This is a genomic window from Streptomyces sp. NPDC058092 (assembly GCF_042884935.1).
GTDB lineage: Bacteria > Actinomycetota > Actinomycetes > Streptomycetales > Streptomycetaceae > Streptomyces.
In genome coordinates, this window is record NZ_JBHVSY010000021.1 from 1 (window position 1) to 26,660 (window position 26,660).

The 26,660-nt window shown below is 70.2% G+C and carries 23 protein-coding genes and 1 pseudogene; 5 read left to right on the forward strand and 19 right to left on the reverse strand.

The window, feature by feature from the left end:
* Positions 1-358 precede the first annotated feature (358 nt).
* Positions 359-1,339: a helix-turn-helix transcriptional regulator gene (locus ACFVV1_RS28910; RefSeq protein ID WP_389994984.1), complete on the reverse strand. Its 981-nt coding sequence runs from the start codon at positions 1,337-1,339 to the stop codon at positions 359-361.
* A gap of 116 nt (positions 1,340-1,455) precedes the next feature.
* Between ACFVV1_RS28910 and ACFVV1_RS28915 the strand changes: the two genes are divergently transcribed.
* Entirely contained in the window at positions 1,456-2,397 is a 942-nt protein-coding gene (locus ACFVV1_RS28915; protein ID WP_389995348.1) for an alpha/beta fold hydrolase, read from the forward strand.
* A gap of 488 nt (positions 2,398-2,885) precedes the next feature.
* On the opposite strand, the gene ACFVV1_RS28920 is transcribed toward ACFVV1_RS28915, so the two are convergent.
* Positions 2,886-3,131, reverse strand: a complete 246-nt coding sequence (locus ACFVV1_RS28920) for a hypothetical protein (RefSeq protein ID WP_389994987.1) — start codon at positions 3,129-3,131, stop codon at positions 2,886-2,888.
* Between the two features lie 146 nt (positions 3,132-3,277).
* Here ACFVV1_RS28920 and ACFVV1_RS28925 point away from each other — a divergent pair, with 146 nt between their 5' ends.
* Complete coding sequence (locus ACFVV1_RS28925) at positions 3,278-3,664, forward strand: hypothetical protein (protein WP_389994990.1); 387 nt, start codon at positions 3,278-3,280, stop codon at positions 3,662-3,664.
* A 242-nt stretch (positions 3,665-3,906) separates the two neighbouring features.
* Positions 3,907-4,951, forward strand: a pseudogene (locus ACFVV1_RS28930) (serine hydrolase domain-containing protein).
* A 216-nt stretch (positions 4,952-5,167) separates the two neighbouring features.
* Here the strand turns inward: ACFVV1_RS28930 and ACFVV1_RS28935 are convergent.
* Positions 5,168-5,371, reverse strand: coding sequence for a cold-shock protein (locus ACFVV1_RS28935; protein ID WP_242331983.1), 204 nt, complete (start codon positions 5,369-5,371; stop codon positions 5,168-5,170).
* 708 nt (positions 5,372-6,079) lie between these two features.
* On the opposite strand from ACFVV1_RS28935, the gene ACFVV1_RS28940 reads away from it, so the two are divergent.
* Entirely contained in the window at positions 6,080-6,649 is a 570-nt protein-coding gene (locus ACFVV1_RS28940; protein WP_389994993.1) for an AAA family ATPase, read from the forward strand.
* A gap of 255 nt (positions 6,650-6,904) precedes the next feature.
* Here the strand turns inward: ACFVV1_RS28940 and ACFVV1_RS28945 are convergent, their stop codons facing one another.
* The 16 genes from ACFVV1_RS28945 to ACFVV1_RS29020 all read right to left on the reverse strand — a co-directional run bounded on the left by ACFVV1_RS28945 (position 6,905) and on the right by ACFVV1_RS29020 (position 25,059).
* On the reverse strand, positions 6,905-7,957 hold the full coding sequence (locus ACFVV1_RS28945) for a phosphotransferase enzyme family protein (protein WP_389995351.1): 1,053 nt from the start codon (positions 7,955-7,957) through the stop codon (positions 6,905-6,907).
* Between the two features lie 133 nt (positions 7,958-8,090).
* Positions 8,091-9,215, reverse strand: a complete 1,125-nt coding sequence (locus ACFVV1_RS28950) for an NUDIX domain-containing protein (protein ID WP_389994996.1) — start codon at positions 9,213-9,215, stop codon at positions 8,091-8,093.
* Positions 9,216-9,355: 140 nt separating this feature from the next.
* Complete coding sequence (locus ACFVV1_RS28955; RefSeq protein ID WP_389994999.1) at positions 9,356-9,877, reverse strand: GFA family protein; 522 nt, start codon at positions 9,875-9,877, stop codon at positions 9,356-9,358.
* 40 nt (positions 9,878-9,917) lie between these two features.
* Complete coding sequence (locus tag ACFVV1_RS28960) at positions 9,918-11,012, reverse strand: NUDIX domain-containing protein (RefSeq protein ID WP_389995002.1); 1,095 nt, start codon at positions 11,010-11,012, stop codon at positions 9,918-9,920.
* A 60-nt stretch (positions 11,013-11,072) separates the two neighbouring features.
* Positions 11,073-11,831, reverse strand: a complete 759-nt coding sequence (locus tag ACFVV1_RS28965) for a PIG-L deacetylase family protein (protein ID WP_389995354.1) — start codon at positions 11,829-11,831, stop codon at positions 11,073-11,075.
* Positions 11,832-11,871: 40 nt separating this feature from the next.
* Positions 11,872-14,187: a methyltransferase, FxLD system gene (fxlM, locus tag ACFVV1_RS28970; protein ID WP_389995005.1), complete on the reverse strand. Its 2,316-nt coding sequence runs from the start codon at positions 14,185-14,187 to the stop codon at positions 11,872-11,874.
* A gap of 43 nt (positions 14,188-14,230) precedes the next feature.
* Positions 14,231-14,863: a M15 family metallopeptidase gene (locus ACFVV1_RS28975; RefSeq protein ID WP_389995008.1), complete on the reverse strand. Its 633-nt coding sequence runs from the start codon at positions 14,861-14,863 to the stop codon at positions 14,231-14,233.
* Between the two features lie 20 nt (positions 14,864-14,883).
* Positions 14,884-15,918, reverse strand: a complete 1,035-nt coding sequence (locus tag ACFVV1_RS28980; RefSeq protein ID WP_389995011.1) for a GNAT family N-acetyltransferase — start codon at positions 15,916-15,918, stop codon at positions 14,884-14,886.
* Positions 15,915-17,360 carry a phosphotransferase gene (locus ACFVV1_RS28985; protein ID WP_389995014.1) on the reverse strand — a complete coding sequence of 482 codons (1,446 nt, stop codon included), beginning with the start codon at positions 17,358-17,360 and terminating at the stop codon, positions 15,915-15,917. The genes ACFVV1_RS28980 and ACFVV1_RS28985 overlap by 4 nt, the downstream gene beginning before the upstream one ends.
* Positions 17,357-18,226, reverse strand: coding sequence for a class I SAM-dependent methyltransferase (locus tag ACFVV1_RS28990; RefSeq protein ID WP_389995016.1), 870 nt, complete (start codon positions 18,224-18,226; stop codon positions 17,357-17,359). The genes ACFVV1_RS28985 and ACFVV1_RS28990 overlap by 4 nt, the downstream gene beginning before the upstream one ends.
* Positions 18,223-19,491, reverse strand: coding sequence for a protein-L-isoaspartate O-methyltransferase (locus ACFVV1_RS28995; RefSeq protein WP_389995019.1), 1,269 nt, complete (start codon positions 19,489-19,491; stop codon positions 18,223-18,225). The genes ACFVV1_RS28990 and ACFVV1_RS28995 overlap by 4 nt, the downstream gene beginning before the upstream one ends.
* Positions 19,488-21,092 (reverse strand): NUDIX domain-containing protein, encoded by a 1,605-nt coding sequence (locus ACFVV1_RS29000; protein ID WP_389995022.1) that lies wholly within the window; start codon positions 21,090-21,092, stop codon positions 19,488-19,490. Before ACFVV1_RS29000 ends, ACFVV1_RS28995 begins: the two co-directional genes overlap by 4 nt.
* Entirely contained in the window at positions 21,089-22,474 is a 1,386-nt protein-coding gene (locus tag ACFVV1_RS29005) for an MFS transporter (RefSeq protein WP_389995025.1), read from the reverse strand. Before ACFVV1_RS29005 ends, ACFVV1_RS29000 begins: the two co-directional genes overlap by 4 nt.
* Entirely contained in the window at positions 22,458-23,495 is a 1,038-nt protein-coding gene (locus ACFVV1_RS29010; protein ID WP_389995028.1) for a phosphotransferase enzyme family protein, read from the reverse strand. Before ACFVV1_RS29010 ends, ACFVV1_RS29005 begins: the two co-directional genes overlap by 17 nt.
* On the reverse strand, positions 23,492-24,028 hold the full coding sequence (locus tag ACFVV1_RS29015) for an HIT family protein (RefSeq protein WP_389995032.1): 537 nt from the start codon (positions 24,026-24,028) through the stop codon (positions 23,492-23,494). Before ACFVV1_RS29015 ends, ACFVV1_RS29010 begins: the two co-directional genes overlap by 4 nt.
* The gene (locus tag ACFVV1_RS29020) at positions 24,025-25,059 is read right to left on the reverse strand and encodes an ATP-binding cassette domain-containing protein (protein ID WP_389995036.1); all 1,035 of its coding nucleotides are present in this window, start codon (positions 25,057-25,059) and stop codon (positions 24,025-24,027) included. The genes ACFVV1_RS29015 and ACFVV1_RS29020 overlap by 4 nt, the downstream gene beginning before the upstream one ends.
* Before the next feature lie 617 nt (positions 25,060-25,676).
* Between ACFVV1_RS29020 and ACFVV1_RS29025 the strand changes: the two genes are divergently transcribed.
* On the forward strand, positions 25,677-25,898 hold the full coding sequence (locus tag ACFVV1_RS29025; RefSeq protein ID WP_389995039.1) for a hypothetical protein: 222 nt from the start codon (positions 25,677-25,679) through the stop codon (positions 25,896-25,898).
* The last annotated feature ends 762 nt before the right edge of the window (positions 25,899-26,660 follow it).

A 26,660-nucleotide genomic window follows, 5' to 3' on the forward strand; every position in this document is an offset into this window, starting at 1 on the left:
ACACCACGTGATCATTCCGGGGCCGTCGTCATGCCCGGAAGGCAGATCACGACCGTCACGCATCACGCATGATCAGCCACCCGACAGGCTCTTAGCCGTGCCTTAGCCGCCCATGGCCCACGGCCCGTGATCGACAGCGCCGCCTACGAGGCGCCAGCCGCCGCCACAACCTGCACCGCCCGTCGCGACCTCGACCCCGGAAGTGCGCCGAGTGCGTGGCGATGCTGGCCCGGCACGAGACGGTCCACCCGCAGCGAGCCAGGCCGGCAGACCCGCCGACTCGTGACCAGGCGACTGCCGGAACGGACAAACCCACCCTATTGAGCGGAACTGTTCTCGAAGCCCTGCCTCGTCCGCTTCAAGACGGGTGAAGGTCTCCGCTGGTGCGCGGCCGGCCGTATCGTTCGACGAGGGCGTTGCCGATCGAGGCCAGGCGGTCTCGGACCCCCGGAGGGCCGGTCACCTCGACCCATTCGACCAGCCCGGAGAGCTCGCCGGCGAGCATGTACTCATTGGGGCCGCGGATCACGACCTCGATGCGGCCGTCGGTCGTGGAACCTCCCACGTCGAGCCGGTCGCCGAGCGCCATCCGGAGTATGCCTATCCCGTCGGGTGTGCATACCGCCTGGACCTCCAGCGGCGTTCGTTTGCGATCGACCTCTTTGGCGATCTCATTCCAGCTCTCGGCAAGGTCGAAGTCCCCGGGTCGGTGCACAGGGTCGCCGGTCGGGTCGGCGGACGACACGCGGTCGATCCGGAAGACCCGTCGGCCGGTCTCGCTGTTGGAGACGAGGTACCACACAGGACCTTTGGCGACGATGCCCAGCGGGTGGACGGTTCTCCGGGTTTCGACGCCTTTGCTGTCGACGTAGCCGAGCGACACCTGGACGCCGCTGATCACCGCGTCCTGGAGTTCGTCGAGGAAGCGAGGCGGCCGGTGCTCGATCCGGCTCGCCCCCCATCGCTGCGGGTCTACGACCAGCGACGCCGCCGCTGCCTCGGCCTGCACCTGGAAGGGCTTCGGTAGAGCATGGACGAGCTTGCGCAGAGCTGCTTTCATCGCCGGCGTCGCATCCGAGGCCGGACCGACAGCCAGGAACAGGGCGCGTGCCTCACTGGCGGTCAACCCGGACAGGTCGGTACGAGCACCGCCCACCAGGCGCCAGCCGCCACCTCGGCCCTGCACGGAGTACACGGGCACCCCGGCCATGGCCAGGGCGTCGAGGTCACGGCGGGCGGTGCGCTCGGAGACGTCCAGCTCTCGGGAGACCTCTGCGGCTGTCACCTGCTCGCGCCGTTGGAGCAAGAGGAGTATGGACACCAGCCGATCGGATCGCATACAGACAAAACTCTCATAAAAACCGGTCATGAGGTGATCGGTTTGGGGAGCAAGCTGGCGACATGACCTCATCGAGGAGGTCGACCGCCAGCGAACGCCCCCAGAGAGGAAAAGCAGTGATCAATCAAGCAGAATTTCCCGAGCCCACCCTCATCCAGGTCAACGGTGTGGAGCTCGAAGTCTTCGAAGCAGGCCGAGAAAACAAGGGCAAGCCCATCGTGCTCTGCCACGGCTGGCCGGAGCACGCCATCACCTGGCGTCACCAGATGCCCGTCCTCGCCGCAGCCGGCTACCACGTCATCGCACCGAACCAGCGGGGATATGGCAACTCATCCCGCCCGACCGAGGTGACGGACTACGACATCGAACACCTGACGGGTGACCTCGTCGCGCTCCTGGACCACTATGGCTACGAGGACGCCACCTTCGTCGGCCACGACTGGGGTGCGTTCGTCGTCTGGAGCCTGGCCCTGTTGCACCCCGACCGGGTGAACAAGCTGATCAACCTGAGCCTGCCTTACATGGAACGCGGAGAAACGCCGTGGATCGAGGTCATGGAAACCTTCCTCGGCGGTGACTTCTATTTCGTCCACTTCAACCGGCAGCCGGGCGTCGCGGACGCCGTGTTCGATGCCAATACCTCCCAGTTCATCCGCAACCTCTACCGGAAGAACGTGCCCCCCGCACCCCCTGAGCCGGGCATGGCATTCATCAATCTCGCCAAGGCGGAAACACCGCTCGGTGACCCCGCCATGACCGAGAGCGACCTCGCCGTCATCATCTCCGCGTTCGAGACGTCGGGATTCACCGGCGGCATCAACTGGTACAGGAACCTCGACCGCAACTGGCACCAGCTGGCGGACGCGGACCCGATCATCAAGCAGCCCGCCCTCATGATCTACGGCGACCGGGACCTTGCGGTCCCGAGGTCCGAGACCCTGACAGAGTTCGTGCCCAACGTGGAAGTGGTCGGCCTGGACTGCGGTCACTGGATCCAGGGGGAAATGCCCGAAGAAACCAACCGCGTGATTTCAGAATGGCTGGACCGGCAGGGCTAGAGTCTCGTGATCCGGTTCGTATCACCTGAAGGCCGAGTTCTCGCATCACACCGATGACAGCCGGACGTGGGGGCGGGCCAGGTCGCGCGGCCTCCTCGTCAGGGCTTCAAGGTCATCTGGTAGCGGGTTTCAGGCTCACCCTGGGGTGGAACCCAACCTCCCCACCGTGGCTCGTCGAGCCCGAGCGACTGACCCAAGCCCCGACAAGTGTCATCCCGACAACCCACTTGCCTAGTGAACGCCCGGCAGGGACCAGCGCCTCGGCCCGTCGGTGTCCTGATCCAGCACAAGGAGTCGGCCGTCCTGAATGACAATGCCCGTCACGCGTGTATGCATCCGCCACGCTAACCCCTGCACACCAGGCCAGAGAAGCACACCGATCAACCGGCCGATTACCACGAGATGGTGATTGCAGCCGGGGGACCGGACAGCTCCGAGTCGCCCCTGGGCTCGGTCCGACCGCCGGGAGCAGCCGCTCCGGAGCCCCGTTACCGGCAGCCGGTTCCGGAAACGACCGGACCGTGGGCGGCTGCTGCTGAGACGAGGCAGCCCGACAGCGCCGTGAGTGTCTTCTTCTCGTGCACGCTGCGCAGCATCTGGCCCTGAGAGCGCATGCTCCCGGCGGTCAGACCGAGCCGGTCTGCGAGCTGCGCAAGGTCAGGCTCGCCCGCCAGCACCTCGTACGCCTCCACATGCGACAGGGAACCAACCGCTTCACGGAAGGCCGACTTCACGATCGCCCGATGGCCGACGCGCGGAGTAAGCAGTGGGGCCGTGAAGGTTCTCGGCCTGTCCCTGCGGCATGAGGTAGATGAACGTGGCCTTCACCCACTCGGGTGATCGGCCGGTTCGGCGCGCCGGTTGCTTCTAGGCTTCGGGCATGCCCTGGAACTGGATGCAGATCAGACTTCACCCTCCGACACCCGGCAAGGCCGGATACGGCGAAGCAGCGGTTGGAAAGGGCGGGTTGACGTACAGCGAGGCGTGCGAGGAGGTGCATGGCGTCCTGCTGGCCATGGCACAGCTGCCGGTGCCGACCGCTGCCGCGTACGCCAAGGCGGCCGACCTGTGGAGCCGTGGCGTCCCCGATGACGTACTGGCCGCCGGGCATCTGGTCTCGCGGGTGTACGAGTACGGACAGCTGCCGGGTGAGACGGCGGATCGGGCGGCGCACGTACTGATGGAGGAGTTCGGCATGAACACGACCGGAGAGCCGCACAGAGTGATCCTGTCAGCCAGCTCACCCGGTGGCCGCCCGCAGCTCTGACCGGCGGCCGAACTGCGGCCGTTGAACCCAGCGTGTAGAAGCACCCGCCAGGCCGCCCCTGTCAGCAAGCACAGCGCGGGGGCTGCTGAATGCCTGGTCGCAGCTCTGAGCCCGGTCGGATCAGCACCCCCTCCAGCGGTATCCCGGCAGCCACGGCCACCGGGAGGCCGTGCCACTGCACCATCCGGCCCGCCCACGTCACTACGCTAACCGGCGGGATGCCGACAGCGAACAGGGAAACCATGACGCACGCAACCGACCGCATCAAAGCCCTGCTGGACGAAGGCGTCCGTGACAAGGTCTACCCCGGCGCCGTGTGGGCCGTCGGCGACGCCGCTCGCGTCCGCGCCTCTGGTGCCACCGGTGTCCTGGACCCCGACGAGCCGGACACGCGGATGCGGCTCGACACCGTCTTCGACGCCGCCAGCCTCACCAAGATCCTCGCCGTGTGGTCGTCCAACGGCGCCCTATGGGAGGACAGCGTCCTCGCCCTCGATGCACCGCTCGGCACCTTCTGGGACGAAGTCACCGACCACCCGCTCGGCACGGTGACGGCCCGCCAGCTGCTCACCCACACCGCAGGCGTCCCGCTGCGGGCCCAACTGAAGAACCTCTACGGCACCGACCCGCAGGCAATCCGGGCCGGTGTCCTGCACGAAGCGCTTCACCGGCCGCCCGGCGAAGCCGTCGAATACACCGACCGGGCCGCCCTCATCCTCGGCTACCTCGCCGAACACCTCTCCGGCAAGAGCCTGGACCAGCTTGCCGCCCAACGGACCTGGCGCCCGCTGGGCATGGACGCAACCCGCTTCGGCCCCCTGCCCGCAGCGATCGCAGCGACGTGTGCGCCGACCGAGCTCGACCAGGACACCGACACCCACCTCAAGGGCACCGCCCACGACTTCTCCGCCCGCCTACTGGGCGGGCTGTGCGGCATCGCCGGCGCCTTTACCACCGCCTGTGACCTCGCCCGCTTTCCTGCGCTACATGCTCGACGCCTCAACCGCCCCCGCCCAGGCCGGATTCGGCGCCGAGTGGACCTCCCACTCGCTGACCATTCACTCCGGCGGCCTTCAGCCTGAGCGCGGCCTGTTCTGGCACCCGGCCCCCGGCACCAGCGACGACGAGGACGTGTGGGTCCACTACGGATTCACCGGCACCGGCATGTGGCTCTCCCCGGCGAAGAACCAGTGGGCCGTACTGCTGACCAACAAGCTGTACTACACCCGCGACCGCCAGCCGCTGACAGACATCCGCAACCACTTCCGCGAACTCGCCTTCATTTAGCCGGGGTTCCCCGGCGCGGGCCGGGATGCGTGAGGTGCCTAGATGTCTCGGGGAGCGAGGTCTTCGATGTCCTCGACGGCCCACTGCCATTCCTTGGTCGACGACCCACCTTGGCCATGACCGCCTTGGCGAGGGCGCCCTAGTCCCGCTGCACCAGAACGCACGGCACCCGCCCAGCGATTGTCGCGGGGCGGGTGCCGTGAAGGTGCAAGCTGCTCAGGCCGGGGTGATGTTCTCCGCCTGGGGGCCCTTCTGGCCCTGGGTGACGTCGAAGGTCACCTTCTGGCCTTCCTGGAGCTCACGGAAGCCGGAGCTGGCGATGTTGGAGTAGTGAGCGAAGACGTCGGGGCCGCCGCCGTCCTGCTCGATGAAGCCGAAGCCCTTTTCCGAGTTGAACCACTTGACGGTTCCGCTGGCCATTTTGCCCTCCAAGGGGACTGGAAGTCGGCTCCCACACCGTGCGGGAACCGGAGGTGATCGCCTTGGTCCTCAGAGACTCTGAACAGCAGAAACGCCCGTGGGAACGCTCACGGGCGACCAGTACTTCGGAACCATGACAGCTGGCCCTGACGTTACACCGGTAGTTCCGCCTTCATCACGGGAACGCTCAAGTGATGAGAATCTCAAGCCGTCCCATCCCAGGTGTCGGTGCCTTGCCGCAGGGGATGGCCAGCAGCGCGTCGGCCGGTTCGAACCGACCAGCCAGGTCTGCTCGGAGTGTGGGTTCAAGACCGTCCCCAAGCTCCCCGCACCTCCGGGAGTGGTCCTGCGCCGCCTGCAGGTGCGATGCACGACCGGGACCACAATGCCGCGAAAAAGTTGGGAACGACCGATGGCATGGCGGTCGCAGCCTGTGGCGCGCAGAGCAGACCAGGAGACGTCCTGGCACAGCGCGACGAAGCAGGAAGCCAAGTCAGCAGTCCTTGCCCTCCATCTGACCGCCCCTCAGATCCTGACCCTGATGGGGGCAGGTCCGGAGCCGATCAGTCATACCCGCGCACTGGCAGCATTCGTGCCCCAGGGAGCGGTAGCGTTCCGCGGATTCACCGGCGACTGGCTGCGCGTGCAGACGTCGGCCGATCTCGTTGTCGCACCGTCCCGGGAGGACATCCTGTGCTCGCCCCTACCGTGGTTATCGTTTCCGGCCCCCCGGGGACCGGAAAGACCTACCTGGCACGCCAGCTTGCCACCCGCCTGACTCTGCCCTGGTACAGCCGCGACGCCATCAAGGAGTCCCTCTTCGACACTCTCGGGTGGTCGGACCGCCAGCGGTCCAAAGAGCTCGGCGCTGCGTCCGTGGCTGTGCTGTTTTCTCTGCTCTCCGACACCCTGGGCGCCGGAACGAGCTGCCTGACAGAGTCCAATTTCCGCCGGACGCTCTCCAGTCCGGACTTTCGACAGCTCCTCGGTGCCACCGGCGCCGGCGTCGTTCAGATCCAGTGCAGCACGGACGGCGTCACCCTTCTCGACCGATTCGCCGTCCGTGCTTCCTCCGCCGAGCGGCATCCCGGCCACTGCGACGACCAGAATATTGACGAATTCCGCGGAGAGCTCCTGGCGGGCCGCTACGAGCCCCTGGATCTGCCAGGGCCGGTCCTGACCGTGGACACCACCCGTTTCGACCACGTCGACATCGGCGCACTGGCCACCCAGGTGTCCGCTCTGCTCCACCCGACGCGCCATATCCCGTCAGAATGACCGGCCGGGTTCGCGGCGCCTCTTTCCGCGAAAGGATCCCTCATGCACGCCCTACCCCCCAAACGTTTGAGACTATCCCCGACGTCCCCGAACCCGAGCCGGTACCAGGGTAGGCATAGGTCCGCCTGAGCGCTGCGGCGCTCTGCGGCAGCAACCTGCCCTGGCGCAGCACCGCCGACCCGCGCGACGGCCCGGACGGTCACCCGTCCACGTTCGCGGCGAAGATAGCCCAGCGCCTTCTTGACCTGAATGAGCTCAGGACTGCTCACAGGTGAGGGCGCCCGGGTAGGGGCACCCCTCCACGTACGCCTGCATGTTCGCCACGATGCCGGCGATGCGTCCCGGTCCCCATGAGGCGACGACGGCGTTAACTGGTGCTGCGGCGGTGACGAAGTTGAGGATGAAGGCATCGCGCAGTAGCAGGTAGGGCTCCAGGAGCCGGGCGAAGTCGGCTAGCAGGGGCCGCACCTGGTTGTAGCCGGCCAGGAATGCGCCGGCGAACTCCTCGTAGGCGCCCGGTTCTTTCCGCGCGATCCGGTGGACGGACGAGAACACGGTTGCGATGTCGATCAGGAAGTGACCCTCTCCACAGTCATCGAAATCGATGACGCCGACGCCGCCGCCGGGCAACGCGATCATGTTCTCGCGGTGCAGGTCGCCATGGATACGCCCGCGTCCGTCCTGGCCGCCCTCTTGGAGGGCTGGGCTGATCAACTCGGCGACCCTGCGGAGCGCAGCGGTGCCTTCGGCGCCCAACTGCTCCTGCGCGGACGGATCGGTGAGGGCGTGCCCCTTGAAGAGGATCGTCTCCGCATCCCAGACTGGCCGGTCAAACTCCGGCAACGGCACCGTCGCGGCGTGCTCGTGCAGGTGAGCGGTCGCGCAGCCCATCTGCTGCGCCACACCGGGCTGGCGGTAGGGGGGCTCCGGGGTTCCGGGAAGCCAGCGCAGCAGAGCGAGGGTGGACAGTTCGTTGTGGCCGGGGACCTCGACGGGGACCACGTAGCGGCCATCAACGGTGGTGACGGGCTCGGGGACGGCGACCGTGCGGGAGGTGGCCAGGCTCTCCAACCATCGCATCTCGCTGAACTGCTGGTGGGCAGGGCGGCCGTCGCGGACGGACAGCCGGGCCACGAAGGAGCTGCGGCCAGGCGGGGTGATGCGCCAGACGGCGTTGTCCTCGTACCGCTGGACCTCCATCCGTACGGCCGCGCCGTCGAGTCCGTAGTACTCGCTCAACGAGGCCCGGGTCAGTGATTCGAGCAGATCGAGCTGGGCGGCATGGGGAAGACAGAAGAACGACGGCATGGCGGGCACAGGCTTCCTCGGTGGTCGGGGTGGGCGGGCGTCAACCGTGACCGCAAGCCGGTCAGGGCAGCTGACTTTGTTGCGCGTTCTCGCATGGCCGAGCTGACGCTGCACCGGACGAAGGCGATGCTGTTCACCAGGCGATTCCCTCAGCGGGGAGTTCCGTGATGGGGGACGGTACTGCGAGCGGGATGCCCCATTGTTTGCGGGCCAGGTGGGCGGCTTGGGCCGCCTGTTGGTAGCCCTGATCGCCCCAGCCGAGCAGAGCGGCGGCCTGCTCGGGTGCGGCCAGGAGCCGGGCGAACTGGCGTCCGCTGGCAGGGTCGATCGCGGATGGTCCGACAGATGTGATCGGCGCGGCCAGTCGTAGCCGCGCGCATTCGCCGATGCCGCCGTAGACATCACCGGTGGCGTCGTAAACCCATCCCAGCCGTTCGGCCTTTCCTTGGGCCAGGGTCAGCTGCGCTTCTTCGGCGGCCTCGCGTGCCAGCGCGGCCTCCGGGGACGCATCGGTGGGCTCGACCGTGCCGCCTGGCAGCGTGGCCAGAGGTTCAGCGGGGTCGATGACCAGGACGACTCGGCCGTCGGGTGCGAAGAGCCAGCCCCAGGCTTGGGGGACTGGGAGTTGGTCGGGGACGTGGTCGGGGTGCCAGGGCCACCGGCGTCCGTCCCGGGGCCGTGTGTGTACCTGGCGCAGGTCCAGTGGTGGCACCGCCCCGACGTGTCGGCCGCCTTCGAGGTGGGCGGTCGTGCCGGCCAGGCGGGCGCGCAGCGCGGCCAGCATGATCTGTGCGTCCACGGGGATCATCCGCTCGGCCGCCGCCCGGGAGTCGAGGAACTCGAATCCGTGTAGCTCGTCTGCGGGCAGGCGGAGGGCCGCGATGTCCGGCTTGGTCAGGGTCCCGCCGTCCAGCACGTAGCGCACCTCGCCCGGGAAAGGCAGGTCCGGAGCGACGTCCGGATGTCCCGGGGCGAGCCAGTTCACGGCCAACACCCTCCCGGACGTCCTCAACAGCCCGAGTTCCTCGTGCACTTCGCGACGGCAGGCCTGCTCGGGGCTTTCACCCGGCTCGGCACCGCCGCCGGGCAGCAGCCACTGCTCACGGTAGGTGGGCTTGACCAGCAGAACACGGCCGAGCTGGTCTGTGACCAGGGCTGCGGCACTCATCCAGACCGCGTGCCGGGAGCGGGCGTATTCGGCCGGCGACATCTGCGGCTGCTGGGGGAGGACGGGGGCGGTCTCGTGCTCCGCATTCATCAAGGACTCCTTGTCTCCGTGCGGGTCTGGGGGGATCACGAACGGCTGGATCGGCTCACAGCTGCGTGCCCGAGACGACGGCACGATCCGGCAAAGCGGCCGGTCAGCGGGGCGCGCGGGGCCGGTTGACCGGAAGTGAGTCACGATGTAGCGGGCTGTGGGGCGCGCGGGTCGGGGGCGAGGGTGATAGTCATCCACGGTGCTGCCGACTCGCGGTAACTGTGTCCGACGGGTTCGATGCCTGTCTGGTCGGTGAGGCTGAACCCGGTCACCATGATCATGTCCGAGCCGGCGGCAACGGAGATGACATGGGTTCCGCAACGAGGACAGAAGCCCCGCTTGAGGGTGGTGTAGGTCGCGAACCAGGTGGGTTCGCGACCGGGGCCGGTCCAGGTCAGTCCGTCCTTGCGGAAGCCGACCCAGAGCACGGCGGGGCCGCCGGAGATGCGCGTTTCGTGTTCACAGGAACACAAGTGAGGGTCGTCCGGCGTGCCGAGGACCTCGTAGGCGATGTGACCGCACTGGCAGTGCCCCGTGCGGTGCTCCGGTTCCAGCCCTGCCGCCGCGGCACCCGGAGCGGGCGCGGGCCGGACCGGAAGAGCTGCAGGTGGCAGAGCGGGGTCATCAGAGGCGGGCGTTGTCGTGCGGAGCGAAGGGTTCATGGGTTCCTCGGGAAGGTGGGGGAGAGCGGAAGCGGACGGACTACCAGGTGATGGGGTCGGTGAGTTCGGTGACGGGCTGGCGGGCGGCCCGGGGGAGACCGAGTTGTCGGCGGGCCTGGTGGACAGCGGCGAGTTGGTGTGCGGTCGCCGACCCCCAGTCGAAGAGTTCGGCGGCTTGTTCGGGAGTAGCCAGGATGCGGGTGTAGGTGTGGCCGGTGGCCGGGTCGGGCTGGGCGGGACCGATTTCGGTGAGTGCGGCGGCGTAGCGCAGGTATCCGCGCTGGGCGGCGGGGTCGGTGACGTGTCCCAGGAGCAGCGGGTTGATGATCCGGGCGGCTGCTTCCTCTTCGGCCTCGCGGCGCAGGGTGGCTACAGGGTCGTCGTGGTCCTGCTCCTCGGGTGTGCCGCCGGGCAGGATGGCGACTGCGGTGTCGGGGTCGAGGAGGACCAGGACGCGTCCGTCCGGCGCGAACAGCCAGCCCCACACCTGCGTGACGGTGAGGTCGTGCGGGGCAGGTCCGGGGTGCCAGGTGTAGCGGTAGGCCGGGCGGGCGGTCCGCAGAACGCCGAGGCGGTCCAGGACCCCGGGGGCGATGGGTTGGCCGTTCTCCAGGAGTGCCGTGCCGGCGGAGTTGATCCGGGCCCGCAGCGCGGACAGGGCGCGTCGGGCGTCGGCCGGGGAGAGCAGTTCGGGCAGCCGTGCGGGTTCGACGAACTCGACCGCGGTGATCTCGCTGGGCGGTAGACGGATGTCGCGGATCCGGTCGTCGTCCCAGACTCCGCCGTCGAAGACATGGAGGAGCTCGCCGGGAAATCGCATGGCCGCTGGCGCGCTGGTGCTGCCGGCGGCGACCCAGTCGACGGCCAGGCCCTGGTTGGGGGTAGCGGTGATTCCGAGTTCCTCGCCCAGTTCACGGGCGGCGGCGTGAGCGGGGGACTCGCCTTTGTCGACGGCACCGCCTGGCAGGAGGCAGGTGTCGAGATAGTCGACGTGCTGGACCAGGACCTGCCCGAACTGGTTGGTGATCAGCACGGACGTCCCGACCCACAGGGCGGCCGAGGCGCGCAGGGCGCCGTATGCCTCGGCGGTCATGGCGCTGCCGGGCAGCTCGCTGGGAACGGATGTGGTCGTCATGACTCTCCAGGTCAGAAGGGGCTGGTCGAGCCCGGGGAAGAGTGAGGCGGTTGACCGCCGTCAGGCAGTGAGCCGATGGGGAGCGCAGGGGAGTGGCCCGGTCGCGAGCCGGGTGAAGTACTCGGTTGCGATGATGTGGCGCCGGGTCTCCTCGGGCAGGCGGGCGAGGATGCCGGGCAGTGGCCGTTCGCGGGCGACTTCCCCGCGGTGCGCGAGGACCGCCCGCCACTTGTGTTCCAGCCAGGGGGTGACGTCGACGGTGGTGGTGGCGTACGCGTCCGGCACCGCGAGCACGGCTTTGCCGACGGCCTCCAGAAGCGGCCCGAGCTCGCCGACACCGGACTCGGGGTGCGTGGCGCAGTACACGGCGCGCGGTTGCCAGGGCTCACCGGCCTCGGGGTGAAGGTGTGCGAGCCCCGCGTCCTGAACGGCGAGGAGAGCGGCCTGGTGGGTACGGCGGTGGTCCGGGTGACCAGTCAGCTGGCCCAGGGCGTCGTGCGTGACCACGATGTCGGGGCGGAACGAGCGGATCTGCTGGACCAGGGCGGCGACCACCTCCTCGAGCGGTGCGTCGACGAGCCGGGGACGGCCGGGAGCCGCCTGCGGGTTGCGGGCATCGCCGTATCCGAGCATGCGCGGTGCGCCCGCGCCGAGCGCTCGCAAGGCGTCGGCGAGTTCGGGAGCCCTCGGGCTGTCGGGCGCCAACGTCATGGTGACGACGGCGGTGCGCGCGTGCGCGGCAGCGTGCTGGGCGAGGACACCGCCGGCGAGGAGGCTCTCGTCGTCGGGATGGGCGAACACGCCGAGCAGGGACGGCATCGTGGAGGGCGCCGCCTTCCCGGGGATCAGCTCGTCGGAGTCAGGCACGCTGGCCCCCTGCGGTCGAGAGGCTCAGTGCGTCGGCGGGGGTCCGGCCCGGCCACTGGAGGACAAGCCGTGCGCTGGGCTTGTCGAGCACGTCACCGGGCGACAGCTGGTCGTCGGGCGTTGCGGCCGGGTGGACGGTCATCGGCGGGTAGCCGCTCTCGCGCACCTCGCGGTCCCAGACACGCACGCACTCCGCGAAGCGCTCCGCCACCTCTTCGGCTGCTGGGCCGTAGGCGTGGATGAAGAACTCCGTCATGCGGTCGGCCGGCTCCGGGGCGTCCTTGACCTTCCGGTAGGTCAGGTAGGCGAGCGAGCCGTTCGTCAGGATCGCGGCCGGGTCCTGCTGCTCCACGAGCGGGGATCCCTCCGGCGCGGACAGGCGGCAGAACCCCGCCAGGGTGGTCGCGGCATAGACCTGCAACGTCTCGAAGTTGAAGACTCCCCGCACGACGAGGCCCGTGGAGCGCTCGTGCCGGGGCCCGCGCAGAGCCTCGTCGAGACCAGCGGTGTCGCCGGGCGTCCCGTCTTCCCACCGCACCGTGACCTTGCCATCGGCCAACCGCACGGCCGGGGCGGTACGGGCGGCAGAGCCGCGGTCTCGTACGAACCCGCAGTACGTCCAGTGCTCGCAGTGCAGCACGTCGCCGCGCCGGACCAGGGTGAGGGAGCGGGTGTAGCCGCCCATCTCCATCGGCACGACCAGCCGGGCCCCTTCGGCGAGCTGCTCTCGCCATGCGGGTGCGATGTCGGACGCGTTGTGCGTGATCACGATCCCGTCGAACCCGTCGGCCGGGACGTGGCCCGGCGCGCCGAGTCCGCCGTCGCCGAGGACGGCGGTGACCCGGCCGCTGCCAGCCTCCGCGCACAGCCGCCGCGTTCGGTGCACCACGTACGGGTCGACGTCCACGGTCACCACCCGGCCGCGCTCTCCCAGGACGTGCGCCAGGAGCTCCGCGTTGTATCCGCCGGAGCCGACCTCCAGCACGGTCATCCCCGGCTCCAGCCGGAGTTGCTCGATCATGTCGGCCTGCAGCCAGGCCGCGGAGACGGAGCTGAGCGCCCTCTGGGGTGACTCCCGGACTGTCACCACGGCGAGGTCGTCGTGGTAGGCCGTCTCCAGCCGGGTCTCGGGGACGAACCGGTGCCGGGGCACCTCGCGCAACGCGGCTTGGACCCGCGGCGAGGGGGCCCAGCCCTTGCTGATCACTATGTCCGCCATCCGCTCGCGCAGCCGGACCGCTTCGGCCGGCTCTCCAGGCACCGGCGGGACGGCGAGGGAGCACGGGTAGGAGTGGACCGGCGGGAGTCCCGGCAGCACCCCGGGCCACACCGCGGTCAGGGCGGCGGCGCTGGGCGCGAAGATCTTCCCGAGGGTCGCCAGGGTGTTCAGGTCGTGGAACTCCCAGCGTACGAAGCGGTGTGGCTCGGGCAGAGCGAGTTCACCGTCCCAGCGGGAGACGCGGACCACGGCGGTGACGCGGCGTACGTCCAGCCGGTCGTCGTGCAGCACGGTGATGACGTGCGCGTCGTCCACGCGCGCCGTCAGCCCGGTCTCCTCGTTCAGCTCCCGCACGGCGGCCGCTGGTGCGGCCTCGTCTGTCTCGATGCGGCCGCCAGTTAGCTCCCACATGCCCCGGGTTGAGCGGCCCAGCAGGACCCGGCCGAAGGCGTCGGTGACCACCACTGCGGCACCGAAAACGGCCTGCGGCTCGGGCCGCAGCTTCTCTTCCGCGCTGAACGATGCGGCCGGTCCGCGCAGGAGCAGCACCGCCAGGCCCTCCGCGTCGAACTGCTCGACGTGCTCGAACCCGTCGGTGAGCGCGGCGAGATCGCTCTCGTCCAGGGCGATGTGGCGCCGCTCTTCCGGGGTGTTCTCCACGATCGGCGTGATGATGACGAGCGCCCCGCCCTCGCGCAGCCGCGCGGCCAGAAGCCGAAGGACGCGGGCGCGATCGCGGATGAACGCGATGGACAGCCGCAGGACGATCAGGTCGTAGCCGTCCTCGGCGAGGGCGGCCAGGTCGTCGTGCTCGACATCCAGGCTTAGCCAGCGCACCCCCTCCACCTCGGCGTGTTCCGCGCGGGCCCGATCGAGAGCTCCCGCGGCGAAGTCCGCTCCGTCGACGGTGTAGCCGAGCGACGCGAGGTATGCGGTCATCTCGCCCGTGCCACAGCCGATGTCGAGCGCGCGGCCGCCCTTGGGTGCCGGGGCGTGCTCGACGAGTAGGCCCTTCTCCTCGTCCCCGAGACGCCGGAAGCCTCGCCCGTCGTTGTAGTGCTCGGACCAGTCAGTCCGGGTGTATCCCACAGGTCGCTCCTCGTTCGTGTCGTGAAAGGCGGGGTGGTCGGTGTCAGGGCAGTTCGACGGGGCCGTAGAGGGCAGCCGGCTGCTGGGTCTGCAGCGCCCAGTACCGGTCCCCGAACGACCAGTGCCACCACTCGGTCCCGTAATTGATCAAGCCTGCGGTGGACAGCGCGCCGCCCAGGGTGGCTCGGTTCGTGCGGGCCCGGGCGGTCAGGTTGGGGGCGTCGGTGTAGCAGGCGCCGGAAGATTCCTCCGGCGACGCATTCACCCGGGTACCCATGTCCAGTTCGCGGCCCCGATGGTCGACGAGCGTCACGTCGACGGCTGCGCCGGCGGAGTGCGGCGCGATCTCCGGAGGCGATACGAAGCGGCTGGCGGCCTCCCGGAGTTCGGCGGCCTGCCAGTCCGGGTTGGCGCGCGCGAGCTCGTCGGAGTACTCCTCGAAGTACCGGCGCTGCAGGGACGGGGGCCTGTAGCCCTCGATGAACAGCAACTGCACACCGCCGGGGAGCAGCGATTGCGCCTGCTGGAGCCGCGTGAGCACACCTTGACGTACGTGGGCCCAGGCGCCCGCAGCGTCCTGCTTGCGGTCGTCAACCATCAGGCCGTGCACGCGGGCGTCGAGGAGGACCTCGCCGCGATCCTGGACAGGGATCGCGGCGACTCTCCGGTCGGACATCAAGACGATGCTGCTGGCGCTCATGCGTTCCCCCAGGTGTCGACGTATGCGGCCACGCCGGTGCGGCGGGCCTCCTCCACGGCGCGCAGCCGCACGAAATCGCGGGCCGGCATCAAGGCCTCCCACTCGGCCAAGGGCAGGACGCGGGCCTTGTCGTGCTCGCGCGGATTGAGGGTGATGCCCCGGATCTGTTCAGCGGTCAGGCGACCGCCGTCGAAGATCAGCTGCAGAGTGCTGTACGGACGCCTCTCCCGGGGCTGCCCGAACACGGTGGCCAGCAGCCGGGGCGGGCCCGCGGCGGTCATGCCGGTCTCCTCCCGGCACTCGCGCACCACCGCGTCCCAGGGCCGCTCGCCCAGATCCATTGCGCCGCCGATCAAGTGCCAGGGGTGGCCGGGGGAGTAGACGGAGTGCAGCTGAAGCGGCCGGTCGTCCTCGTCGGTGACGTAGAGGCACACGTACGCGGCCGCCCGGGGCAGTGAGTCGGCGTACTGCTGCGGCGGCACCCACGTCGAGTCCGGCTGCGCACCGGGCAGTTGGCGGTGGCGGGTCATCCGCATCAGCGCCGGGCTGCCGCTGAAGCCGAGCTCCCGGTACAAGGGCGCGGCCTCCGGGCTGGTGCGCAGCTCGAACAGCGTGACGTCCTCGACGTCGGCGAGGTGGTCGAGGAGTGCGGATACGACCGCCCGGGCGTAACCGCGGCGCCGGTGGTCCGGGTGCGTGGCGACCAGCTGCACTCGGGCGGCCCAGCCTCGGGGGTAGGCCGGGGCCGGGAGCACGGGGTTGATCAGGCCGAGGGCGCAGGCGGCCATCGTGCCGTCCGGGGCGTCGGCGACGAAGGCCCGGGCGTCTCCCTCCGGCGTGAGCCGTGGCGCCAGCTCGTCCGTGCACCGCTGGAGCCAGTCGTCGGTGAACGGTGCGGACAGGACGTATGCGGAGCGCATGCGGGTGATGGCTTCGGCGTCAGCGGGGGTTGCCGCGCGGACCGGCGGCAGCCCGTCGGCGTCGCGCGGCTCGGCCGCGGTAGTGGCAGTGGGTGCCGGGTCGGCGTTCACGTCGCATCTCCTGTCGGTGAGAGGGCGGCACGGTGCTCGGCGCGCAGGCGGGCCAGGGTCCGCCGGCCGCGTTCGACCAGCTCGGGGTCACCGCGGGCGGCGCCGTACGAGATCCCGCTCACGGAATCGAGCGCTGCGTCGATGACGAGGCGGGCCTCCTCGGCGGCGGTCAGGGACCTGCCGTACCCGGCCAAAAACGCCTCGAAGAGGTCGTCGCGGCCGGCCCAGGCGTCGGACAGGCGGACCAGATCCCGTACGGCCGGTCCCGGCTCACTGCGCTCGAGGTCGATCACGGCCACGACGACCTCACGGTCGTCCGTCTCGTCGGCGGTGTCCGGGGTGGAGAGGATGTTGCGGAGCTGGAAATCGCCGTGGGTCTCCACCCATTCCAGCGGTGGCAGGTCCTCGGCCTGCCGGACGAGCTCGCGGACGAACTCCTCATCACCTGGGAGCAGATGAGGCCGAGCCCCGGCCAGGTGCCGGTCGGCCTTGGCGACGGCCGGGCCGCTGCCGACCGGAGCGGGCCGTGGGGGAGAGGACTGGTGGATGCGGCGGGCCAGCGCGCCGATCCGTTGGAAGACCGCCCTCTCCTGGGCCGGGGCAAGGACGGTGCCGTGCAGCGAGTGGCCCAGCACCGCGGTGAGGACCACCGCTCGCAGGGTGTCGTCGGCGGCGACCAGCCGGGGCGCGGCCGCTCCCAGCTCCGGCGCCCACGTCCGTAGTCCTCGCACTTCCCTGTTGTGGAACCGCTCGTTCTGGTGCACCTTCACGTACCAGGTGCCGCCCTGGACGCCGTGGACCCGCCATACGCGGCTCTCCTCGCGCGCCCATGACGTATCCGTCCACTGCGTGATCCGGCCGACCGCCTGCTCCGCGAACTCCACGACCGCGGCGTCGGGACAGGCGGTAGACGCCTGGCCGGTCACGTCCGATACGAGGCGCAGCCGGTCGGCGCCGGAGTCGAAGGCGATGCTGTCGCCGGGCAGTTGGAAGTGCACGGCCAGGCGCGCGCCGGCGGTGTAGGCGTCCAGGCCTGCACGGCAGTACGCCACCATCTGGGCGGGCAGGGCGTGAAGGGGTGCCCAGTCCATCGCGTCGCAGACGTCGGGCTCCGCGATCTCGGGCTCGCCCTTCCACCGCCGGACCTCGAAGAAGTGCCCGGTACGACTGTCGCCTCCGGGGCTGCGGTGGTGCACGGTCACGGCGGCCCGCACGTCGGCCGGGTCGATGACGACACCGGTCTCCTCGCGCGCCTCGCGGATCAGGGCGGTGACCACGTCCTCGTGCGGACCGTCCAGATGCCCCGACGGCAGGTGCCACAGGCCGGCGGCGTACACCTGCCCGGCCCGCCGGGACAGCAGAACCTGCGGCCCGTCGGCGTTCTCCCGGCGCAGGATCAGGTGGACGTCCACCGGCTCGGTGTGCCGCTGCCCGCCGCTCATCGCGCTCCCTCCGGACGCCGGGCGAGCAGAACCCTGAATGTCGCTTCCTCGACCAGAGACCCGTCCACCGCGTGCGCGTGGAGAAGGGCGAGGGCCTCGTCCTCGAACGCCTGGTGCCGTTCTGCGAAGAGGCCGGCCCCGGCGAAGGACGTGATGCGCAGGTAGCCGAGTACCTCCTGCGGCGCCCAGGTGCGGGTTACGGGGAAAAGGTGTTCGGTGACGTCGTTGAACGCTGAGGCGGCGAGGTCCTCCTCGTACGAGCGGCGGGGCTCGGCGTAGGAACGGCGGGCGCCCGCCCGGCGCTCGGCACCCAGGTAGAGCTGGATCAACTCGCGCAGCGCCCGGGTCCAGTCGGCGTTGTGGGTCCATAGGCTCCCGTCGCCCATGATCGCCACTGCGGCACCCGGTGTGGCGACCCGGTCGGCCATCTCCAGGACCGCCTCACCGTTCATCCAGTGGTAGGACCGGCAGCAGGTGATTAGGTCCGGGCCGGAGTCCGGTTTACCGGGCAGCGTCGCGAGCGGCTCGTAGGCGTCGGCCGCTGCGTGGACCAGGGTGAGGGTGCAGGGGCCGAGCACAGGGGTGAGGGCTTGCCTGGCCTGATGCAGCATCTGCGGGCTGACGTCGACCGCTTCGATGTGCGTCAGGTCAGTGCCGGCGGACAGGAGCGCGAAGGGCACCTGCCCGGTTCCGGTGCCCAGGTCGAGCAGCACCGGGGCCGGCCGGCCCCGCAGCGTGTCGGCGAGCAGATGCACCGCCGCGTCCGGCAGGCCGGGGCGGTGGCGGGCGTAGGTCAACGCCGCGCCCTCGAACAGTGCCTCCTGCTCCGGTGAATGGCCCGGAAGAGGCCCGTCGGGGTAGGTCACGAGGTGGCTCCCTCATCAAGCGGGTGGGGGGCGGCTAGTTGCCAGGACAGGCGTCCGCACTCGGACGCGGCGCGCTGCCCGCCGTCCGCGTCGATGAAGAGGCGGTAGCGGTCGGGGGAGCGCGCGGCCCGCCACCGGTCGGCGAGGTCCTGGATCTCTTTCCAGATGTCCCGCGGTCCTTGGACGGTGACGCTCCAGCGCCGGTGCCCCACCGGCTCCGTACGCATCCAGGATCCGCAGCCGGGTGCGCCGATCGCCAGGTGCTCAGACCCGAAGTCCCGCACCAGACCACCGCCGAGGAGATGGTCGGCCGCCAGCCAGAAGCCGCGGTCGCTGTCCGCGGGCGGCGCCAGCATGCTCCGCTGGGTCCACGTGCCCGGCTCGGTGGCCATGCGCTGCCGGAACTCCTCGCTGAGCCAGATCCGCGCCATGCCGTGCCCGGCACGGTGGGCGAACTCCACGGCCCGCAGCTCCGCCGTGATCCGCCCCTCGGCGGTGCGCTCGACGACGGCGAGGCCGGGCCACGACGGGGACGCGCTGGTCACGTGCGCCAGCAGTTTGCCCTCGGGAGCGAGCTGCTCGACCAGGGCCGTCGGCACGCACCCCACCGCGTACGACAGGAAGATCCGGTCGAACTTCCTGCCCGGCACGCCCTGTTCGCCCGAGCCGCACATCACCTGCGGCCGAAGGTCCAGGTCGGACAGGCGGGCGGCAGCCGCATCGACGAGGTTCCGGTCCCGGTCGAGGGTTGTCACTGCCTGGTCGCCGCAGATCTGGCAGGCCACCGCTGCGGTCACCCCCGCGCCCGTCCCAACGTCCAGCACCCGCAGACCCGGGCGCAGATCCAGCTCCTCCAGCAGCTCGACGGTCAAACCCATCACCGTCGACATCGACGTGATCGACGCCCCCGACCGTGTCCCGCGCGCCCGGCCCAGCAACGGCTCCCCGTCGTGCTGGACGAGCACACTGGCCCCGCTGTACAGCAGTGCGAGGAGTTCGGGGCGGTCCTGCGGCGCCGCCCAGTCCAGCAGATCCCACCGCGGCGCCTCCTCGCCCCGGGCGCTGCGCCGTACGTACGCCTGCGGCATCAGCACTTCGCGGGGCAGCCTGAGAAGGGCGTCGCGGACCGGGCCCGGCTGCAAAGACCCCTCTTCCTCGAGTCGGGTGACCATCGCCGCTCGCGCGGCGCCCGGGTCCGCACCCGCCTCCGTCGGCGTGCCCTCGCCGACCGCGTCGGCGATGGGACAGGTGTCCAGAGTGCTCATCGCTCGCTCCAGCCCTGCTCGGAGTACAGGCGCCCCTGGAGGATGCCGTCGATCGCCATGCGGGTGTACGGCACGACCGCGTCCGGCAGCTCCTGGGGCGTCCACCACCGCCACTCCACGGTCCGGTCGGGCTCCAGGACCTCCGGGGTGCCGCTCCAGGAGCGAGCCTGGAATACCAGCGCGATCCTCGGCCGCGCGTCGGGGGAGTCGACGTGGTGCACCGTGTGGACGAGCTCGACGTCCTCGGGCGCGATGGTCAGGCCTGCTTCTTCCTTCGCCTCCCGCAGTAGGCCGTCGATCGCGGCTTCCCGCTCGCAGTGGCCGGCCAGGAAGTGCCAGGTGTCCGGCGCGTAGGCCGAGTTCGGGTGGCGCAGTCCCAGGAGGATCCGGCCCTGGTCGTCCTGCAGGTGCAGGTGAACACCGACGATGTGCAGCTCGGTTCCCGGCGGAGCCTCGTCGGCCAGCGGCCCGGTGCCGTCCGTCGGCTCTTCCGCCGCGGGGTGCTCGGCCGCGTGCCGCCGGATCAGCGCCTCAAGCCCGGGGCTCAGGCGCAGCCGGTCGAGCATGTCCACGGTGCACCACGTCAGCAGGACACCTTCACGGAGATCCACTGCCTCGGCATCACCGCTCCAGCGCCCGGCGTAGACGCCGATGGGCACGGCCAGGCCGTCGACGCTCGTCGCCTCCTGGACGGCGAACGGCATCAGGCCCGTCGGCTGCAGACCCGGTACCTCCTCGGCGAGCTCGCGCCGCAGTGTCGCCTCGAGGCTGGCATCGTCCCGCGACCGTTTGCCTCCCACGAGGGCCAGGACCCAGGGCTCCCACATGCCTTCGCGGTCATCTCGCAGATGAAGGAGATACCGGCCAGCTCCGTCGTGGATCAGGGCGTTGGCGCTGACGGGCTCCGGGCGCCCATCCAGGCCGTGCGGCTCGGCAGCGAGGAGCTTGGCCCGCAGTGTGGGGGAGCGCACGTCGGCGCACGGGAGCCACTGGGCCCCGGCGACTTCCTCGTCCTGGAGAGCGAGCTCAGGCGTTTGCTCGGCGGTGAGGTAGAACGCGAAGCGGAAGTCGAAGTGCTGGTGAGCGGGCTCGCCCTTGGCCGCATTGGCGTCGATGTCATGCACGTCCACGTCGATCGGCTCGTCGAGGAACTGCGGAGTCAGGCACAGGTCGCTGGGGCGCAGCCCGGCCTCTTCGCACACCTCGCGCACGGCCGCGGCCAGGAGCGTACGGTCACCCGCCTCAACGTGGCCGCCTGGAGCGAGAAGCAGCCCCGTCACCCGATGACCGATGTGGAGCACGCGGCAGTCGCGGTCGATGACCACCGCGCTGCAGGTGACGTGACCGGGCAGCGTGGCGCGGCTCGACGGCTCCCCGGTGCCGTCCAGGACAGCCAGCAGCCCCTCCAGAGCGTCCCGTTCCTCGGCGTGCCGACTGAGATAGGCCTCGACGGTCGCGCGGATATGTGAGCGGGAGGGCGGCACGTGATCACCTCGAATGTTGGAGGGCAGGGAGTAGGTGCGGGGTGGGAGGGGCGCGCCTGGCGGCGGGTCCGCCGATGACGGCTCCGGGCCGGGGGCCGTGTCCGGGTTCGTGGTCACGGGCCACCTTCCGAGGAGCGGTCGTGCCGCATATCCACGGCGACTGCGGGATTCGGGACGATCGGCCCCGTCGGCGTTGGTGGTGTGAGGGCCTCGGCTGATGGAGGAGCCACGGCGGGTGAGCCGGGCATGTCCAGCAGGCTGCGCAGCGGGGAGCGGTAGAGGACCACGAGGGGGACGACGAGGAGGCAGGTACCGGCAACCAGGGTGGGGCGCACGCCGATCCAGGTGCCGAGCCCGCCGGCGAGAAGCGCGGCCACCGGACGGGCACCGGAGGTGAGCCAGGTACTCACTGCCTGCATACGGGCCTGCATGCCGTCGGCGGTGACGACCTGGCGAATGGTGCGCTGGGTCGTCCCCGCGGCCCCGGCACAGGCCAGCTGAAGGAACAGCGCGGCACCGATGGCGAACTGCCAGACCAGGCCCGGGGAGGCGAGAAGCAGAGGGATCTGGGTGAGCGGAGTGATCGCGAGCGCGGCGAGCATCATCGGCCCGGGCCCGTACCGTGCCGCGAGTGACGGGGCGGCCGGAGCCCCGGCAGCCGCGCCCAGGGCTCCGATGCCCAGGACCACGCCGAACGCGGTCGGGCCCATGGCGAGGGACCGGAGCAGGAACAGCGCCCACAAGGTATTGAGGAGCGCCAGGGCGAACGACGTCGTGGCGTTGACGAGGGTCAGGGTGCGCAGCCGGTGGTCGCCGTGCACGTAGCGCAGGCCCTCACCGATCTCGGTGTGCAGCCGGCGGTCTTCCGCTGCCGGCCGGGGGCTCTCTGAGGCCTGGATGAGGGCGGTGCACCAGGCGCTGACGAGGTAGGACAGGACGTCCCCGAGAAGAGCTCGGGCCGGGCCGAGGAGCGCGGTCAGGGCGGCGCCGAGGTTGCTGCCCGCGGTGGCGGCGACGGCGAAGAGCCCGCCGATGCGGGCGTTGCTCCGCTGGAGCAGGGACCGGTCGACCAGGCCGGGCAGGAGACTGATCGCGGCGGCATCGTGCAGCACCCCCGCCGCGCCCTGCACGGCCGCGACCACCATCAGCTGGGTCAGGGACAGCCGGTCCAGCGCGGCCGCCACCGGCACGCTGGCCAGCGCGGCGGCGCTGACCAGGTCGCCGGTGATCATCTGCTTCCGCTTGGAGTGGCGGTCGGCGAGGGCCCCGGCGTGCAACGCCATCAGTGCGGGCGGCAGTTGGCCCAGGAAGGTCAGCCAGGCGACCTCGACGGTGGTGGCGTCCAGTTCGAGTACCGCCAGCACGGGGATCACCATGCTGCTGATCGAGCGGCCGGTCACGCTGGCTGCCTGCCCGGTCAGGTAGCGCCGGAAGTTGCGGTGTCGCCACAGTGACGGCCGGGCGCCGGGGGAGGAGGAGGGGTCAGTGGAGGAGGTCATGGAGCACCTCCTCGGCTTCCGTCAGGCGCTCCCACAGCACACGCTGCGCCTGATGGCGGTCCCGCCCGTACGCCTCCAGCTGAGAGGTGACCGCGGCCGGGTCGTCGAGCGGTTCGGACAGGGGATATGCCGAGCAGGCCAGATAGCCGGCCGCTATCCGTGGCACCGTCAGCAGGTGTTCCGCCGACATGGCCGGGTTGGCCTCCCGGTAAGCAGCGACGGCCGCGGCCAGGCCCGCGGGCCAGTTGGGGGCGGCGAGAACCGTGCGCGGATCGAGCACGATGCGACCCAGCTCCCACATCGGACTGCGGTGCGACGGCGGCCGGAAGTCGATCACTGCGGCGACCTTCTCGCCTTTCAGCATCAAGTTCAGGGAGGAGAGGTCGCCGTGGACGATCTGCGCGGCGAGGGTCGGCGGGAGTGCTTTGAGCATGGATGCCGTGGCGGGGAGTCCCCCCAGCCGCTCCTGGGCGGCGTCCCTCGCCCATACCTCGAAGGGGGAACTCGGGGGCTGCTTCGCATAGCGGGCGAGCAGCCGCTCCAAGCGCTGTCGGCCCCGCTTGACGTTGCAGACCTCGCGGGCGGGGGTGCGGCGCGGCAGCCCGTCCGGGTGGCGGGCGAGCGTGCGGTGCAGCCGGCCCACGGTCTCGCCGACGGCGGCCCACCGCTTGCCGGACAGACCGCCTGCCGCTGTCTCGGCACCCTCAACGAACGCGGCGACGGACACCGACAACCCGCCGCCCGTCGCGATGAGATCACCGTCGAGGGTGCGGCGCATCACCGGCACCGGGACCCCGCCGAGCGCGGCGAACTCGGCCAGCTCGATGGCGCGCCGCTCGGCGCCCAGGTCAGCGCTCGCCGGATAGGCCTTCACGAACCATCGCCGGCCGTCGGCGTCCCGGGCCACGTAGTTGCAGGTGGCGGTCCCTGACGGCCCCTCGGAGACGTCGGTCGGGGTGATGCGGTAGTACAGCGCCAGGACTCCCGCCACCACCGTCATCACGGCGGACTCCGCGCTCATCGCGGCACCACCGAGGACCCAGTGCAGCCCAGCAGTTCGCGCAGGTGCCGGGCGTCGGACTGCAACTGCTCTTCGTCCTGACGGCCGTGATCGAGGACGTCGAAGGGGAGCGGCCCGCCGGGCGCCGGATCCTGGTCGGCCGAGCGCCGGGGAGTGATGTGGAAATGGGCATGTGGCACGGCATTTCCGAGGAGCTGGTAGTTGAGCTTCAGCGGGCGGTAGTACTGCTCCACCGCGCGACCGGCGGCCAGCGCCTCGTTCCAGAAACCCGCGGCCTCAGCGGAGGTCATCGCGGTCGGCTCGGCGATGTGGCGCGCGGTGAAGATCACCACCACATAGCCGCGGACCTGACCGCTGCGCCACAGGTAGGCGTTGGCGAACGTGCCCTTGTTGATCAGCAGGCCCCACGCGATGTCCTCGGCGGTGAAGTCGTTGGTGCAGATCGGGCAGCCGGTCCCGGCCAGGTGGTCCTCGAAGTGCTCCGGCCATTCAGTGCGTGGGGCGGGCGCGATCCGCCTGTCGGCGGCGCTCATCCGCTGTCTCCGTTCCTGCTCGGAGCCTCGGCCTGGTAGGCGGCGGCTTGGAGGCTGAACATCTGGTGGTACTCGCCGCGTTGAGCCATCAGCGAAGTGTGATCACCGCTTTCGGTGATCTGGCCGTCCTGGAACACGAAGATCTGATCGCACTCGATCACGCTGGCCAGCCGATGGGAGATCAGGATCGTGATGCGGTCCGCGCGACGGCGGCCGCGCAGCACAGCGGTGTAGGCGGCGTGTTCGGCACGCGGGTCCATGCTGGCGGTCGGCTCGTCGAGCAGGAGGACCGCGGCGTCTTTGTAGAGACCGCGGGCCACGGCGAACTTCGCCCAGTTCCCGCCGGAGAGCTCTTCGCCGTCCTTGAACCGCTTCGAGAGCGGGGTTGTCCACTGCTGGCGCAGCCCGGCGATGACCCGGTCGGCGCCGGACGCCGTCGCGGCCTCGTGTGCCCGCTCCGGATCGGCCTGCGTGATCGTCCCGGTGGAGATGGTGATGTTCGCGAGGGCCGAGAGCGGCCACTCCACTGGGTCCTGGAGGACCATGGCTACCTGGGCCTGCACGCTTTCGGCATCCATCGTCAGCACGTCGGTGCCGTCCCAGGTGATGCTGCCGGCCGTCGGCTCGTACAACCCGGCGATCAGCTTGGACATCGTGGACTTGCCCGAGCCGTTCGCCCCCACGAAAGCGACGGTGGAGTTTGCGGCCAGCTCCAGGGACACGCCGTTGAGCGCGGGCTTCTTCCCGTCGGGGTAGGTGTAGGCGACGTTCGCGATGCTGATCGTCTTGACCTGGCCGGGTGCGGCGAGCCCGGTGCGGCGTGGCAGCAATGTGCGGCACTTCTCCAGGAAGGTGTATAGGTCCGACACCCACAGGGCGTGCTCGTACACGTAGTGGGTCGCGAGGACGATCCGGGTCAGGGTGCCCTGGCTGGCCCGGATTGCCAGAACGGCGCCGCCGCCGGAGGCCAGCGGCAGCCAGCCCACGATCGTCATCCAGGCGAGCGCGGCGTAGGTCAGGCCGGTGGCCACACCGCCGACTGCTCGGCCGAACAGTGCTGTGCGGGCCTCGGCCCGCCCCAGCCGGGTGTCCTCCTCCTCGATCCGCCGGGCGATGCGCCTCGTGCTCGCCCAGCAGCGCCGGCTGCGCGGTCGAGGAGCGCAGCTCCGCGGCAGCGTCCCGGTCCAGCAGCAGCCAGGTGAACAGCCGCACGCGCCGCTGGAGGGTGCTGTAGCGGACCTGGCTGAGGAACCGCATGCGCGCGGAACGCACCGAGGCGAGTCCCTGCGGAATCACCGAGGCGAGAAGCAGCGGCAGAAGAAGGGGGTGGAGCAGGGTCAGAACAGAGGCGGCACCGATGAGTCCGAGGAGCGCGGACGCGAGTTCCATGATCTGGGTGATGGACTGGCGCGCGTAGTAGAGCCCCCGGTCGTTGGCGCGGTTGGAGTCATCCGCCCAGTTCGCGTCGTCGACGGCCTCAAGCCGCACGTGGGCCGCGAGGCGAAGGAAATCCATCTCGACAATGCGGCGGATCTTCGGTGTCAGCCGGGCCTGATACAAGGCGACCCCGGCATCGAGCACGGCACGGAACATCAGCAGCCCGGCCACCAGAGCCAGGGACGGGAACGCGGCGCGGATCCGGTCTGGGGTGGCGCCCTGGGCGAAGAGGGCTTGCAGGACGCCGATCGAGGCCAGGAGCCCGAACGCCGCCATCGCCGCCGAACCCAGCTGCAGGACGATCACGGCCGAGGTGGCCCGTGCGTCGGCGCGCCACGCCATCCCCAGCACGCGGCGGATGATCGCGGGGAGCTTGGCGAAGATCTTCCACATGCTGGTGCGGGAGGCCTCACCGTCCCAGGTCGACCAGTAAGCATCCTTCAGTTCGTCGCCAAGCTCCGCGCCTTCGGGCGAAGGCGGGGCAGATGCCGGAGGGAGCGGCAGAGGCTCGGTACGGGCGTGCGGCACGGATCGGGCGCTCGGTGCGGCCGAGCGCAACGGATCGGTCATGATCGGCTCCCGGTGACCGCGTTCCGCGCCGCCGGGATAGGCCGGCTGACGGGCAGAACCCTGGAGAATGCCGCCCGGCAGCCACCGTCGTGGGTGGCGGGCGACAGCGACGAAGGGGCGTGTCGGCGCGCCTGCGTCTCGCTGCGGCGGCTGGCCGCTGCATGGGTGGGCTCGTTCATGCGGTCCACCTCGTATCCGGTCGTGCTGAGCGGTGGGCGACGGCGTCAACCCGCTGTGCGTGGCGGGCGAGAGGAGTAGTCGAGGGCCGCCGCTGTTCGAATCCGAGAGGCTGATGCGCAAGGGCGAGTACGGGATTCATGGCGTCCTCCATCTGGGCGCGTGAGGGGTACTGGTGCTCTAAGAACGCCCCCGTGGGGGGTCCGTAACGGCTTGGTCGGGGGCAGATCGTGGACGAATGTTCTATTGCTGGGTGGTGGGCGCCGGGGCCGCGCCCGGGGCGGCGGAGGTGCACTCGAACGCGGCGTGTCACCCGTTCGTGGTCTTGTCCTCGCGGCCGTTGAGGCTGAGCACGGTAGGTGTCGTATGTGCAGGACAACTGTCGTACCAACGGCAATCGCTCCTCCACGAGAACCCTGGTGACGGCAAGTGTGGTGCTGACCTAGCG